Origin of the sequence: Streptomyces sp. T028 (assembly GCF_048159505.1) — a bacterium.
In the GTDB taxonomy this organism is placed as follows: Bacteria; Actinomycetota; Actinomycetes; order Streptomycetales; family Streptomycetaceae; genus Streptomyces.
This window is the reverse complement of record NZ_JBLRVZ010000040.1, coordinates 188,004-200,388: the sequence shown is the minus strand read 5'-3', so window position 1 is coordinate 200,388 and position 12,385 is coordinate 188,004. Positions and strand designations below refer to the sequence as shown.

Sequence of the window (12,385 nt, the reverse complement as noted above, 5' to 3'; positions counted from 1 at the left end):
AGCACGGCAGGACTCCCCGATCAGCCCCGATACGCCTGTGCCACACGTTCCAGCGACAACAAACGCGGCACTACGTCACATACCGCCCTCTCAGGGCAAGAGAGCGCGCTGTGCACGAGAATGCACGCACCCGTCGACCCGGGCCCGCTTATAGGTCATCACGTTGTGTGGTGGCTACACCCTATGGAGTCGGAGAGGGCGATCCAGGCGGGCATGGTGATCGCTGGCGGTCGCCGGACCGCTCGCCTCGCCTGCAGCGCACCTCCGTGGTGCGATGGAAAGGGGTGTCGGAGGGAAAGAGCGATGACCCCACCAGCAGCGGAGCGCAAGAGCGGCGCGGCCCCGGTATCAGTCCGCCCGCTGGGTGAGGCGGACCTGGATCGGGCTGATGAGATCTGCAGGGTCGCTTTCGGCACGTTCCTGGGTGCCCCTGATCCTTTCGGGACCGTCGACTATGTCCGTACGCGTTGGGCGGCCGATCCGCGGGCGGCATTCGCGGCGACGGTCGAGGGCGAAGTAGTCGGATCGAACTTCGCCTCCAACTGGGGCAGCGTCGGGTTTTTCGGACCGCTGACAGTGCGTCCGGATCTGTGGGACAAGGGCATCGGCAGGCGTCTGATGGAGCCGGTCATCGACTGCTTCGACGCCTGGGGGAACCGCCACCTCGGCCTGTTCACCTTCGCGCACAGTCCCAAGCATCTTGAGCTCTACCGCCGGTACGGTTTCTGGCCTCGATTCCTCACAGCCATCATGAAGAAGCAGGTCACAGACGGTGCCGCAGTCCCCGGCCGGGTGCTCTATGGCGAACTGGCCGCTGCCGAGCGGCCTGACGCGCTGAGTCTCTGTCGCGCGCTGACCGAAGCCGTGTATGAGGGTCTGAGCCTGGAACGCGAGATCGTGGCCGCGCATGCGCAGGGACTCGGTGACACCATCCTGCTCCATGGCGCTGCCTCCGAGCTCGATGGCCTGGCCGTCTGCCACCGCGGAGCCGGGTCGGAGGCTGGCGCGGACGTGTGCTTCGTCAAATTCGGCGCCGTACGTCCTGGTCCGGAGGCCGCCGACCGGTTCGAGCGACTGCTCGACGCGTGCGAGCTGCTGGCGGCCGAGCGCGGGCTGGGGCAACTGGACGCCGGCATGAACCTGGGCCGCCCGGATGCCTACCGGCGCATGATCGACCGCGGTTTCCGCACCTGGTTGCAGGGCGTGACCATGCACAGGCCCAACGAACCCGGGTACAGCCACCCCGACGCGTATGTGATCGACGACTGGCGCTGAGACCACCGCCGCGCTCGGCTGGGTAGCAAGGCCCGGTGCTGTCAGAAGCCGTGAACAGCAAGCCGCGAAGGAGCGGGCAAAGGACCTCTGGGCGGAACCAGACCTGGTCTTCACCACTTGCTACGGCACCTGCGCGTCGCTCCTGGCCGCCCTGGACGCAGAAGAAGGAAAAGAAGGGGAAGCGCAAGCAGCAAAGGGGGCGGAAGAGCCGTCGGACAAGGACCGCCGGCAAGGGTCATGGCGGTTGCTGTACTCCGCTGCCGTACGCACGACAGAGGCCCATTCACGATCACGTGAATGGGCCTCTGACCTGTGTCGGGGTGGCGGGATTTGAACCCACGACCTCTTCGTCCCGAACGAAGCGCGCTGCCAAGCTGCGCTACACCCCGATGTCGCTGCTGTCCTGCTTGTCGCGGCGACGTCGTTTACTTTAGCCCACTGGTGGCTGGAGACGAAATCCGGTTTTGGCGCGGTGGCGGATCGGGTTGGGGCGGACGTGGTCGAGGGCCACGAGGAGGACCGCGAGGGCGTAGAAGGCGAGGCCGAGGAGGAGGGCGTTGGCCAGGGTGTGCCTGAAGCCGTGGGCCTCGGCATCGAGGAAGGGGTAGAGGTAGCGGGCCGGGGTGCCGGGGGTGATCAGCTGGGCTCGGAGCAGGGAGAAGAGCAGGTAGGCCGTGGGGTAGAGCATCCATGTCACCGCCTGGCGCAGACGGAGGCGGGCCGGTGGGGTCAGGAGCAGCCAGTCGAGGACGGCGGCCGCCGGGGTGACCGTGTGGAGGAGGAGGTTGGCCGGCCATGCCCAGCCGGTCGGGGCGGTTGTCGTGTCCGTCACCGAGAACGGGGGTGCCGTGTCCGCCAGGAGCAGGTGGTACACCAGGCCGGTGATCGTGATGTAGAGCAGCGCTGCGCCGGTCAGGGCGGAGGGGAGAGGGGCGCGGGCCGACCAGGCGCGGCGGGCCGAGGCCAGGGCGACCAGGGCCAGCAGCGCGTTGCTCTGGAGGGAGAAGTGGCTCAGCGTCCGGAGGGGGTCGCCGTTCGCCAGCAGCGCGAGGATCACGCCGGCGGCTGCCGTGCCGGCCAGTAGCAGGCGGAAGGCGGCTGCCAGGCGGCGGCGTACGGGCGGTACCACCGCGGAGGCGGGGACGGAGGAGGACAGGAGCGCGTGGGTCCGCGGAATCGCGGGCAGGTCCGGGATGTCCCTGGGTATCGGCGCGGTCATGCCATCAAACTAGGCAAATGGTGACGAAGTGGGCGATACGGGTGGGCCGGATGGGGGATCTTTCTCCGGGATCTTTCCCCCATCTTTCACTCCCTTTTCTCTACTCCCTCCCCACCAACGTCAGCAACGTCACCTCCGGCGGGCAGGCGAACCTCACCGGGGTGTAGCGGTTCGTCCCGCAGCCCGCTGATACGTGCAGGTAGGACGTCCGTCCCTCCGCCGTGTGCGTGGACAGGCCCTTCACCCGGTCCGCGTCGAGGTCGCAGTTGGTGACGAGGGCGCCGTAGAAGGGGATGCAGAGCTGGCCGCCATGGGTGTGGCCGGCGAGGATCAGGGGGTAGTCGTCCGCCGTGTACGCGTCGAGGACGCGGAGATACGGCGCGTGCACCACGCCCATCGAGAAGTCGGCGGAGGCCGAGGGGCCGCCGGCCACCTGGGCGTACCGGTCCCGCTTGATGTGCGGGTCGTCCAGGCCGGTCAGCTCGATCGACATGCCGTCGATCTTGAGGATGCCGCGCGTGTTCGTCAGGTTCAGCCAGCCCGCTCCGTCGAAACCGTCCCGCAGGTCCTCCCACGGGTTGTGGATGACGTTGACGGCGGGCGCGTTGCCGTTCAGGCCGTGGCGGCCCTGGACCTTCTCCAGCAGGTAGCGGGCGGGGTTGCGCGGCATGGGGCCGTAGTAGTCGTTCGAGCCGAAGACGTACGCGCCCGGGAACTCCATCAGGGGGCCGAGGGCGTCCAGGGTCTCCGGGATGCCCTCCGTGTCGGAGAGGTTGTCGCCCGTGTTGATCACGAAGTCGGGGCGCAGGCCGGCCAGCGAGCGCAGCCAGCGCTGCTTCTTGCGCTGGCCGCCGACCATGTGGATGTCGGAGACCTGCAGCACGCGCAGGGGGCGCATTCCGGAGGGGAGGACGGGGACCGTCACCCTTCGGAGGCGGAAGGAGCGGGCTTCGAAACCCGCCGCGTACACCAGACCGGCGGCGCCAGCCGCCGCGATGGACAGAGGTACTCCGTATCGCGCGCGCATGCCTCCATCGTGTCAGACCCGTTGGGCCCGGCTGACATCCCGTCGGGCGTCGCCCCTGAAATGACGGGCGTCGGGCCTGCCGCACCTGCGACAATCACACACATGACCACGCTCAAGTCGAAGCTGCAGGAAGACCTCAACGCCGCGATCAAGGGGCGCGACGAGCTCCGCTCCTCGACGCTCCGGCTGACGCTCGCCGCGATCACCAAGGAGGAGGTCGCGGGCAAGGAGAAGCGCGAGCTCTCCGACGACGAGGTGCAGAAGGTGATCACCCGTGAGGCGAAGAAGCGCCGCGAGGCGGCCGAGGCCTTCGCGCAGGGTGGTCGCGCCGAGTCCGCCGAGCGGGAGAAGGCGGAGGGCGAGGTGCTCGCCGAGTACCTGCCGAAGCAGCTCAGCGACGAGGAGCTGAACGACATCGTCGCCCAGGCCGTCGAGGAGGCGAAGGCGGCGGGCGCCGAGGGGCCGCGGGCCATGGGCGCCGTCATGAAGATCGTGAACCCGAAGGTGGCGGGACTGGCGGAGGGCGGCCGCGTCGCCGCGCTCGTGAAGAAGCTGCTCGCCGGCTGAGCCCGGTCCCGCTGAGCCCAGCCCCCAAGGCCGCCCCAGGGCGTCGTACGAACGAAACGGCCCCTGCTTCTCGTACCCCGCACATTGCGGTACGAGAAGCAGGGGCCGTCCCTTGTGTGTGGAGCCCGCGCTCAGCCCCGGCCGCCCCCGTTCCCGTTTCCGTTGCTGTTCCCCTGGAACAGGTTGCCGAAGTTCGTCGAGGTGTCGCCGCCGGTCGAGGAGGAGCCGCCGTCGGACGTGCCGCCGTCGGTGAGGCCGCCGATGAAGCCGTCGTCGTTCCCGTTGTTGTTGTCGTCCCCGTCGTCGTTGTCGTCGTCCCGGTCCTTGTTGCTGCTCGGGATGTAGACGAGGTTGAAGTTCGGGGCGTCCTTGCCCTCCAGGGCGCCGTTCATCGCGTCGCGCCAGATCGGGCCGGGGGTGTCACCGCCGTAGACCTGGGAGTGGTAGACGCCGCCGATGTAGATGTTGGTCATCTGGACCTTCTGGGTGGCGCTGCCGACCCAGACCGCGCCCGAGAGGTTCGGGGTGTAGCCGACGAACCAGGCGTTCTTGCGGGAGTCCGTCGTACCGGTCTTACCGGCGTTGGCGCGGCCGGAGAGGCCGGCCTGCTGGCCCGTACCGGAGTCGATCACGCCGCTGAGCAGGGTGTTGATGGTGTCCGCGGTCTTCTCGCTCATCGCCCGCGAGCAGGTCGACTTCGGGACCTCCAGCGACTTCTTCTTGCCGTTGGCGGTCTGCGTGATCGACTCGATGGCGACCGGGGTGCAGTACATGCCCCGGCTGGCGAAGGCCGCGTACGCGCTCGCCATGGTGAGAGGGGAGAGACCGGTCGAACCGAGGGTCATCGAGGACGGCACCTCGGGGACCTTGTCGCCGTTGCCCTGGACCACGCCGAGCGAGTCGGTCATCTTCACCACGGGGCACATGCCGATGTCCTCGAGCATCTGCACGAAGTAGGTGTTGACCGACTTCGCCATGGCGGTCTGCAGGTCGTACGGGCCCTTCTCGGACTCGCTCTCGTTCTCCAGCTTGTAGTTGCCGTCGTTCTGCCAGGGCTTGCCGCTGCAGGTCTGGACCGTGGCCGGGTACTGCATCTCGTACGGCGCCGCGTACGTCTGGTTGGCCGGGCGGCCCTCCTCGATCGCGGCCGCGGCCACGAACGGCTTGAACGTCGAACCCGTCGGGAAGCCGAAGTTCGAGCCGCCCATGGAGGCGTTCACCGAGTAGTTGTACTCGGTCTCGTTCTTGCCGTAGCCGTACGGCTTGGACTGGCCCATTCCGAGGATCTTGCCGGTGCCGGGCTCGACGAGCGTGGCGGCGGCGGCGACCTTGTCCGACTTGTAGACGTGGTCCTTCAGGCTGTCCTGCACGGACTTCTGGGCCTGCGGGTCGAGCGTGGTCCGGATCGTCAGACCGCCCTGGTTCCAGAGCTTGGCCCGCGCCTCCTTCGTCTTGCCGAAGACCGGGTCGCTAAGGAAGACCCGCTCGACGTACTTGCAGAAGAAGCTGGCGCCCCGGACGGCGGTGATGCAGCCGTTCTTCGGTTGGGTGACCTTCAGGCCCAGCGGGGCCTTCTGCGCCTTGGCGGCCTCGGCCTCCGAGATGTCGCCGACCTCGGCCATGCGCTGCAGGACGGTGTTACGGCGCTTGGTGGCCTCGGTCTCGTCGTTGACCGGGTCGTAGCGGCTCGGGGACTGGACGATGCCGGCCAGCAGGGCCGCCTGGGGGAGGGTGAGGTCCTTGGCGTGCGTGGAGAAGTAGCGCTGGGAGGCCGCCTCGACGCCGTAGGCCTGCTCGCCGAAGAACGTGATGTTCAGGTAGTTCTCGAGGATCTTCTTCTTGCCGAGCTCCTCCTCCACCTGGATCGCGTACTTCAGCTCCTTGATCTTGCGGCCGATGGTCTGCTGGGTGGCCTGCGCGACCTTCGTCGGGTCGTCGCCGGCCTCCTCGATGAAGACGTTCTTCACGTACTGCTGGGTGAGCGTCGAGGCGCCCTCGGCGACCCCGCTGCTCTGCACGTTCTTGTTGAGCGCGCGCAGGACGCCCTTCAGGTCGATCGCGCCGTGCTGGTAGAAGCGTGAGTCCTCGATCGCGACGATCGCCTTCTGCATGTACGGCGAGATGTCCTTGAGGTCGACCACCGTGCGGTCACGGGAGTAGACCGTGGCGATCTGGGAGCCCTTGGCGTCCAGGATCGTGGTGCGCTGGCTCAGCGGCGGTGTCTTCAGGTTGGCCGGGAGTTCGTCGAACGACTCGACCGACCCCTTGGCTGCCAGGCCCAGCGCGCCGAACGCGGGCAGCGCGATGCCCGCCAGCACGGCTCCGGAGAGCACACTGACACCGAGGAACTTGGCGGCCTGCTGCGTGGCGGACAGACCACCGCCCGAGCGCTTGTTTGGCATGAGGGCAGCCTACGTTCTCATTCGCCGGACACGCGTATATGCCTTGGCCTAAGCTGCTCTCAACTGTCACAGCAGTAGGGCCACGTATCAATACGTCCGGCGACCCCGAATCGTTCCGGAGGTTCCCCAACTTTTTTGGTGGGGGCGTGCCCGAATCCGCCTTGTGTGTCATCCGGCGCCCGTTGTGACCCAGGAGAACTGTCCCGTTTGCCGGGAAACTCATGTATGTCGCAGGCTCACTCCCCCGGGTGATCTGCCGCTTACCCATAGTCCGTTCGGGCCATTCAAGATTGGGCCCGAAGGGGGTGTTGCGCTGTGCCCACCTTCCGTAACGTCCTCAACTGGCGGCGGTGAATATGCCGCTGCCGCCGTGGGGGAGCCTCGATTCGGGAGAGGACGGCGCCGGTATGGGCTGGGTTACCGACTGGAGTGCGCAGGCCGCCTGCCGCACTACCGATCCGGATGAACTGTTCGTTCAGGGAGCAGCGCAGAACAGGGCCAAGGCGGTGTGCACCGGATGCCCGGTACGCACCGAATGTCTGGCCGACGCGCTCGACAACCGCGTCGAGTTCGGCGTGTGGGGAGGCATGACGGAGCGCGAGCGCCGCGCCCTGCTGCGCAGGCGGCCGACCGTCACCTCGTGGCGCCGGCTGCTGGAGACCGCACGCTCTGAGTACGAGCGCGGCGCGGGCATCGTGTCGCTCGACGACGACGAGATGTACGAGAACTACGCGGCGGTGAGCTGAGGAGACCCTTCCGCTCGGACCCCTCACCGCTCAGAGGGCCCACGCGACTTCGGGGACCGTCTCCACACAGGGGACCGGCACCCGGGTGAACCGCCCGCGGTTCAGGGGGCGCTGCCGTTCAGAGGACCGTTCGGCTCGAGTCGCTCGCTCGGTCGGCGAGTGCTGGTCAGTTGTCGGCAGTCTCGGGCAACTCCGGTCGATTGGCCGCGAGCCGACTGCCGATGTCCCGCAGTCCCGCGAGGTCGTGTACGTCGCCGGGCAGCGCCGCCACTTCGGCCACCGCCACCTCCGGGTGGAGCGCGGTGAAGCGGTCACGCGTGCGCTGCTCCCGGGAGAGCAGATGCATCCGCTCGGCGTGCAGCCGTAGCAGGCCTGCGGTCAGCTGATCGGCGCTGGGGGAGCCGGACCCGGGTTCGGTTGCTGGAGGTTCTGAACTGCCGTACGTGTCGGGAGAGTTACGAAGACCAGCTTTCCCGCCGTCCTGATCCACAATGCGGGGCTCTTCAAGATTTTCCGCCGCGGGGGAATCGGCAGCGGTGCCAGAGGGGCCGTCGGCGCTCGCGTCGCCGCCGACGTCGGCCAGGTCGAGGTTCTCCGCGGCCGCCAGTGCCCGCTCGGCGGACAGCTGGGCCGCGCCGCTGCCATGGACCCGGTTGAGCACCAGACCGGCCAGCGGCATGCGCTCGGCGGCCAGCCGCTCCACGAAGTACGCGGCCTCCCGCAGCGCGTCCCGCTCGGGGGCCGCCACCACCAGGAACGCCGTCCCGGGCGCCTGGAGCAGCTTGTACGTGGCGTCCGCGCGCGTACGGAACCCGCCGAACATCGAGTCCATCGCCGCCACGAACGTCTGCACGTCCTTCAGCAACTGCCCGCCCAGCAGCTTGCCTAGCGCGCCGGTCATCATCGACATCCCGACGTTCAGAAACATCATCCCCGCCCGGCCGCCGACCTTCGCCGGCGCCAGCAGCACACGGATCAGCTTGCCGTCGAGGAACGAACCGAGCCGCTTCGGCGCGTCCAGGAAGTCCAGCGCGGAGCGGGACGGGGGCGTGTCGACGACGATCAGGTCCCACTCGTCCCGGGCGCGCAACTGCCCCAGCTTCTCCATCGCCATGTACTCCTGCGTGCCGGCGAAACCGGCGGAGAGCGACTGGTAGAAGGGGTTCGACAGGATCGCGGCCGCCCGCTCCGGATCCGCGTGCGCCTCGACGATCTCGTCGAACGTGCGCTTCATGTCGAGCATCATCGCGTGCAACTCGCCGTCGCCCTCCACGCCCTTGACCCGGCGTGGAGTGTTGTCGAGCGAGTCGATGCCCATGGACTGGGCGAGCCGGCGCGCCGGGTCGATGGTGAGCACCACCACCTTGCGGCCCCGCTCGGCCGCCCTGAGGCCCAGCGCCGCCGCCGTCGTCGTCTTGCCGACCCCGCCCGAACCGCAGCACACCACGATCCGGGTCGCCGGGTCGTCCAGCAGCGGGTCGAGATCGAGCACGGGCGCGGGGGAGAGCCGGTGCTGCGCCTGGCCCTGGTCCCGACTCATACGGTCCCTCTCATGCGATCTGCTGCTCGCGCAGCTCGGTGGCGAGTTCGTACAGGCCCGCCAGGTCCATTCCCTCGGCGAGCAGCGGCAGTTCGTGCAGCGGCAGGCCCAGCTCGCCCAGGACCGCGCGCTGCTCCTGCTCCAGCGCGTGCCGCTCGGCGTACTCCTCGGCCTGCTGCAGGAGCGGGTCCACCAGGCGCTCGGCGTGTCCGCCGCGCCGTGCCCCGCCCAGCCCGGCCGCGGACAGTGACCGCGCAATGGAGGAACGTGTCACGGTTCGTCCGAGTTCCAGCCCTTCCGCGTCCAACACCTCGGGCCGCACCATGTTGACGATGACCCGGCCCACCGGCAGCTTCGCCGCCCGCAGTTCCGCGATGCCGTCCGCGGTCTCCTGGACCGGCATCTCCTCGAGCAGCGTCACCAGGTGCACGGCCGTCTCCGGCGACTTCAGCACCCGCATCACGGCCTGCGCCTGATTGTGTATCGGGCCGATCTTGGCCAGTCCCGCGACCTCGTCGTTGACGTTCAGGAAGCGGGTGACCCGACCCGTGGGCGGGGCGTCCATGACGACGTAGTCGTAGACGAACCGTCCGCTCTTGTCCTTGCGCCGGACCGCCTCGCACGCTTTGCCGGTGAGGAGGACGTCCCTCAGACCGGGTGCGATGGTGGTGGCGAAGTCGATGGCGCCCAGCTTCTTCAGGGCCCGTCCGGCGCCCCCCAGTTTGTAGAACATCTGGAGGTAGTCCAGAAGGGCCAGTTCGGGATCGATGGCGAGGGCGTACACCTCACCACCGCCCGGCGCGACGGCGATCTTGCGTTCCTCATAGGGCAACGCCTCCGTCTCGAAGAGCTGCGCGATGCCCTGCCGGCCCTCCACCTCGACGAGAAGCGTCCGCTTCCCTGCCGTGGCGAGGGCCAGCGCGAGGGCGGCGGCGACCGTCGTCTTTCCGGTCCCGCCCTTGCCGCTGACGACCTGGAGCCTGCTCACGTCTTCGAGCGTAACCAGTCCGTGCCCGAGCCAATCGGGAGGCTGTGGACAACGGGGAGCGGTATCGGCCACATGGCCTGTGGACAACCGGACGGGAACCGGCCACCTGGCCTGTGCGGGAGCCCCCCGGACGACAGCGGATACAGTCGCCCCATGACCAAGTGGGAATACGCAACCGTGCCGCTGCTCGTCCATGCCACGAAGCAGATTCTGGACACCTGGGGCGAGGACGGCTGGGAGCTCGTCCAGGTCGTGCCCGGGCCGAACAACCCCGAGCAGCTGGTGGCCTACCTGAAGCGAGAGAAGGCGTGAGCGCGGTCGAGGCTCGCCTCGCCGAGCTGGGCCTGACCCTGCCGGCCGTGGTGCCGCCCCTCGCGGCCTACCAGCCCGCCGTGCAGTCGGGGCCGTACGTGTTCACCTCCGGCCAGCTGCCCATGGTGGACGGCAAGCTGCCGGTCACCGGCAAGGTCGGCGCCGAGGTCACCCCCGAGGAGGCCAAGGAGCTGGCCCGCACGTGCGCACTGAACGCCCTGGCCGCCGTGAAGTCGGTCGCGGGCGATCTGGACCGCATCGCGCGTGTGGTGAAGGTCGTCGGCTTCGTGGCCTCGGCTTCCGACTTCACCGGCCAGCCCGCTGTCCTCAACGGCGCGAGCGAGCTGCTCGGCGAGGTCCTCGGCGACAAGGGCGTGCACGCGCGCAGCGCGGTCGGTGTCGCGGTGCTGCCGCTGGACTCCCCGGTCGAGGTCGAGATCCAGGTCGAGCTCGTTCCGTAGGGCCGTCACAGCCGTCACAGCCGTCACGACCGGCACGGTCGTCAATGGGCCGCCGTCACCCCGTGCGGGAGCAGTCGGGGGTGCCCTGACCTCGGGCACCTCTCGAACATTCACCCACCAGGAGATAGCCTCGCGCCCATGGCGAATGGGCAGTGGTTTCCCTCGGACTGGCCGGAACGCATCCGCGCGCTGGCGGACGGGACGCTCACGCCCGTCACGCCCAGGCGCGCGGCCACCGTCATGCTCGTGAAGGACGGTCCGGCCGGCACCTTCGTCCACATGCTGCGCAGACGCGCCTCCATGGCCTTCGCCGGAGGCGCGTACGCCTACCCCGGCGGCGGGGTCGACCCGCGCGACGACGAGCGCCCGGTGCGCTGGGCGGGCCCCACGCGCGCGTGGTGGGCCGAGCGGCTCGGCGTCGACGAGGCGGTGGCGCAGGCGATCGTCTGCGCGGCCGTACGGGAGACGTACGAGGAGGCAGGCGTCCTGCTCGCGGGGCCGGACCCCGATGCGGTCGTCGGCGACACGACCGGCGCCGACTGGGAGGCGGACCGCGCGGCCGTGGCCGCCCGTGAGCTGTCCTTCGCGGAGTTCCTGGACCGCCGCGGGCTGGTCCTGCGCTCCGACCTGCTCGGCGCCTGGACCCGCTGGATCACCCCGGAGTTCGAGTCCCGCCGCTACGACACCTGGTTCTTCGTGGCCGCCCTTCCCGAGGGCCAGCGCACCCGCAACGCCTCCACGGAGGCGGACCGCACGGTGTGGATCCGCCCGCGGGAGGCCGCCTCCGGGTACGACAAGGGCGAGCTGATGATGATGCCGCCCACGATCGCGACCCTGCGTCAGCTGACCCCGTACGCCACCGCCGCCGAGGCGCTCGCCGCCGCCCCCGGCCGCGATCTGACCCCCGTCCTGGCCGAGGCCCGTCTCACGGACGACGAGATCGTCCTGACCTGGCCGGGCCACGGCGAGTTCACCAAGCACATCCCGATCGCCGCCGGTGGAGGCCCCGCATGACCGACGCAGCAGCCCTCCCCGGCCAGCCCCGCGGCGGCGTCCTGACCGGACCGGCCACCCCGCGCGCGGTCAACGTCCTCGCGCCCAACGCCTCCGCGATGACCCTGGACGGCACCAACACCTGGATCGTCTCCGAACCCGGCTCCGAGCTGGCGGTCGTGATCGACCCGGGCCCGCTGGACGACGGCCATCTGCGGGCCGTCGTCGACACCGCCGAGCAGGCCGGCAAGCGCGTCGCCCTGACCCTGCTGACCCACGGCCACCCGGACCACGCCGAGGGCGCCGTCCGCTTCGCCGAACTGACCGGCACGCGCGTGCGTGCCCTGGATCCGGCGCTGAGGCTGGGCGACGAGGGACTGGGCGCCGGTGACGTGATCACGCTGGACGGCCTGGAGCTGCGGGTGGTGCCGACGCCCGGCCACACCGCCGACTCGCTCTGCTTCCACCTCCCGGCCGACGGGGCCGTCCTGACCGGCGACACGATCCTGGGCCGCGGCACGACGGTCGTGGCGCACCCCGACGGTCGTCTGGGCGACTATCTGGACTCCCTGCGGCGCCTGAGGTCCCTCACGGTCGACGACGGCGTCCACACGGTCCTGCCGGGCCACGGCCCCGTCCTGGAGGACGCCCAGGGCGCCGTCGAGTTCTACCTCGCCCACCGCGCCCACCGCCTCGCCCAGGTCGAGACGGCCGTCGAGGACGGCTTCCGCACCGCCGCCGACGTCGTCACCCACGTGTACGCCGACGTCGACCGCTCCCTGTGGCCGGCGGCGGAACTCTCCGTACGGGCGCAGATGGAGTACCTGGAGGAGCACGGGCTCATCTAGGGCCTGG

The 12,385-nt window shown here is 69.4% G+C and carries 12 protein-coding genes and 1 tRNA gene; 7 read left to right on the top strand and 6 right to left on the bottom strand.

The genetic code is table 11. From position 1 onward, the window contains the following. Positions 1-303: 303 nt before the first annotated feature. The gene (locus ACLZN2_RS35530) at positions 304-1,275 is read left to right on the top strand and encodes a GNAT family N-acetyltransferase (RefSeq protein WP_416983604.1); all 972 of its coding nucleotides are present in this window, start codon (positions 304-306) and stop codon (positions 1,273-1,275) included. Between the two features lie 315 nt (positions 1,276-1,590). Here the strand turns inward: ACLZN2_RS35530 and ACLZN2_RS35525 are convergent. The 3 genes from ACLZN2_RS35525 to ACLZN2_RS35515 all read right to left on the bottom strand — a co-directional run bounded on the left by ACLZN2_RS35525 (position 1,591) and on the right by ACLZN2_RS35515 (position 3,521). Continuing rightward, positions 1,591-1,664, bottom strand: a tRNA-Pro gene (locus ACLZN2_RS35525). Positions 1,665-1,705: 41 nt separating this feature from the next. Continuing rightward, the gene (locus ACLZN2_RS35520) at positions 1,706-2,494 is read right to left on the bottom strand and encodes a Pr6Pr family membrane protein (protein ID WP_416983603.1); all 789 of its coding nucleotides are present in this window, start codon (positions 2,492-2,494) and stop codon (positions 1,706-1,708) included. A 100-nt stretch (positions 2,495-2,594) separates the two neighbouring features. Continuing rightward, positions 2,595-3,521, bottom strand: coding sequence for a metallophosphoesterase (locus ACLZN2_RS35515; protein WP_416983602.1), 927 nt, complete (start codon positions 3,519-3,521; stop codon positions 2,595-2,597). A 102-nt stretch (positions 3,522-3,623) separates the two neighbouring features. Between ACLZN2_RS35515 and ACLZN2_RS35510 the strand changes: the two genes are divergently transcribed. Continuing rightward, positions 3,624-4,088: a GatB/YqeY domain-containing protein gene (locus ACLZN2_RS35510; RefSeq protein WP_416983601.1), complete on the top strand. Its 465-nt coding sequence runs from the start codon at positions 3,624-3,626 to the stop codon at positions 4,086-4,088. A gap of 131 nt (positions 4,089-4,219) precedes the next feature. Here ACLZN2_RS35510 and ACLZN2_RS35505 read toward each other — a convergent pair whose 3' ends face one another. Then, positions 4,220-6,490 carry a transglycosylase domain-containing protein gene (locus ACLZN2_RS35505; protein ID WP_416983600.1) on the bottom strand — a complete coding sequence of 757 codons (2,271 nt, stop codon included), beginning with the start codon at positions 6,488-6,490 and terminating at the stop codon, positions 4,220-4,222. A gap of 407 nt (positions 6,491-6,897) precedes the next feature. On the opposite strand from ACLZN2_RS35505, the gene wblA reads away from it, so the two are divergent. Continuing rightward, complete coding sequence (wblA, locus tag ACLZN2_RS35500) at positions 6,898-7,236, top strand: transcriptional regulator WblA (protein ID WP_208117087.1); 339 nt, start codon at positions 6,898-6,900, stop codon at positions 7,234-7,236. Between the two features lie 166 nt (positions 7,237-7,402). Here the strand turns inward: wblA and ACLZN2_RS35495 are convergent, their stop codons facing one another. Together ACLZN2_RS35495 and ACLZN2_RS35490 are read right to left on the bottom strand one after the other, a co-directional pair. Next, positions 7,403-8,776, bottom strand: coding sequence for an ArsA family ATPase (locus ACLZN2_RS35495; RefSeq protein ID WP_416983599.1), 1,374 nt, complete (start codon positions 8,774-8,776; stop codon positions 7,403-7,405). Positions 8,777-8,786: 10 nt separating this feature from the next. Next, positions 8,787-9,851, bottom strand: a complete 1,065-nt coding sequence (locus ACLZN2_RS35490; protein WP_416983598.1) for an ArsA-related P-loop ATPase — start codon at positions 9,849-9,851, stop codon at positions 8,787-8,789. Positions 9,852-9,917: 66 nt separating this feature from the next. Between ACLZN2_RS35490 and ACLZN2_RS35485 the strand changes: the two genes are divergently transcribed. The 4 genes from ACLZN2_RS35485 (at position 9,918) to ACLZN2_RS35470 (ending at position 12,378) form a co-directional block, all read left to right on the top strand. Next, positions 9,918-10,076 (top strand): DUF4177 domain-containing protein, encoded by a 159-nt coding sequence (locus ACLZN2_RS35485; protein WP_003967454.1) that lies wholly within the window; start codon positions 9,918-9,920, stop codon positions 10,074-10,076. Then, complete coding sequence (locus ACLZN2_RS35480; RefSeq protein WP_416983597.1) at positions 10,073-10,537, top strand: RidA family protein; 465 nt, start codon at positions 10,073-10,075, stop codon at positions 10,535-10,537. The genes ACLZN2_RS35485 and ACLZN2_RS35480 overlap by 4 nt, the downstream gene beginning before the upstream one ends. 138 nt (positions 10,538-10,675) lie before the next feature. Next, the gene (locus tag ACLZN2_RS35475) at positions 10,676-11,551 is read left to right on the top strand and encodes an NUDIX hydrolase (RefSeq protein ID WP_416983596.1); all 876 of its coding nucleotides are present in this window, start codon (positions 10,676-10,678) and stop codon (positions 11,549-11,551) included. Beyond that, positions 11,548-12,378: an MBL fold metallo-hydrolase gene (locus ACLZN2_RS35470; RefSeq protein WP_416983594.1), complete on the top strand. Its 831-nt coding sequence runs from the start codon at positions 11,548-11,550 to the stop codon at positions 12,376-12,378. Before ACLZN2_RS35475 ends, ACLZN2_RS35470 begins: the two co-directional genes overlap by 4 nt. Positions 12,379-12,385: the final 7 nt, after the last annotated feature.

Bases quoted from the DNA above. Each gene is read 5' to 3' on its own strand.
- ACLZN2_RS35475 (WP_416983596.1), top strand. From the start codon at position 10,676: ATGGCGAATGGGCAGTGGTTTCCCTCGGACTGGCCGGAACGCATCCGC.
- ACLZN2_RS35530 (WP_416983604.1), top strand. From the start codon at position 304: ATGACCCCACCAGCAGCGGAGCGCAAGAGCGGCGCGGCCCCGGTATCA.
- ACLZN2_RS35470 (WP_416983594.1), top strand. From the start codon at position 11,548: ATGACCGACGCAGCAGCCCTCCCCGGCCAGCCCCGCGGCGGCGTCCTG.
- ACLZN2_RS35505 (WP_416983600.1), bottom strand. From the start codon at position 6,490: ATGCCAAACAAGCGCTCGGGCGGTGGTCTGTCCGCCACGCAGCAGGCC.
- ACLZN2_RS35520 (WP_416983603.1), bottom strand. From the start codon at position 2,494: ATGACCGCGCCGATACCCAGGGACATCCCGGACCTGCCCGCGATTCCG.
- ACLZN2_RS35510 (WP_416983601.1), top strand. From the start codon at position 3,624: ATGACCACGCTCAAGTCGAAGCTGCAGGAAGACCTCAACGCCGCGATC.
- wblA (WP_208117087.1), top strand. From the start codon at position 6,898: ATGGGCTGGGTTACCGACTGGAGTGCGCAGGCCGCCTGCCGCACTACC.
- ACLZN2_RS35495 (WP_416983599.1), bottom strand. From the start codon at position 8,776: ATGAGTCGGGACCAGGGCCAGGCGCAGCACCGGCTCTCCCCCGCGCCC.
- ACLZN2_RS35485 (WP_003967454.1), top strand. From the start codon at position 9,918: ATGACCAAGTGGGAATACGCAACCGTGCCGCTGCTCGTCCATGCCACG.
- ACLZN2_RS35515 (WP_416983602.1), bottom strand. From the start codon at position 3,521: ATGCGCGCGCGATACGGAGTACCTCTGTCCATCGCGGCGGCTGGCGCC.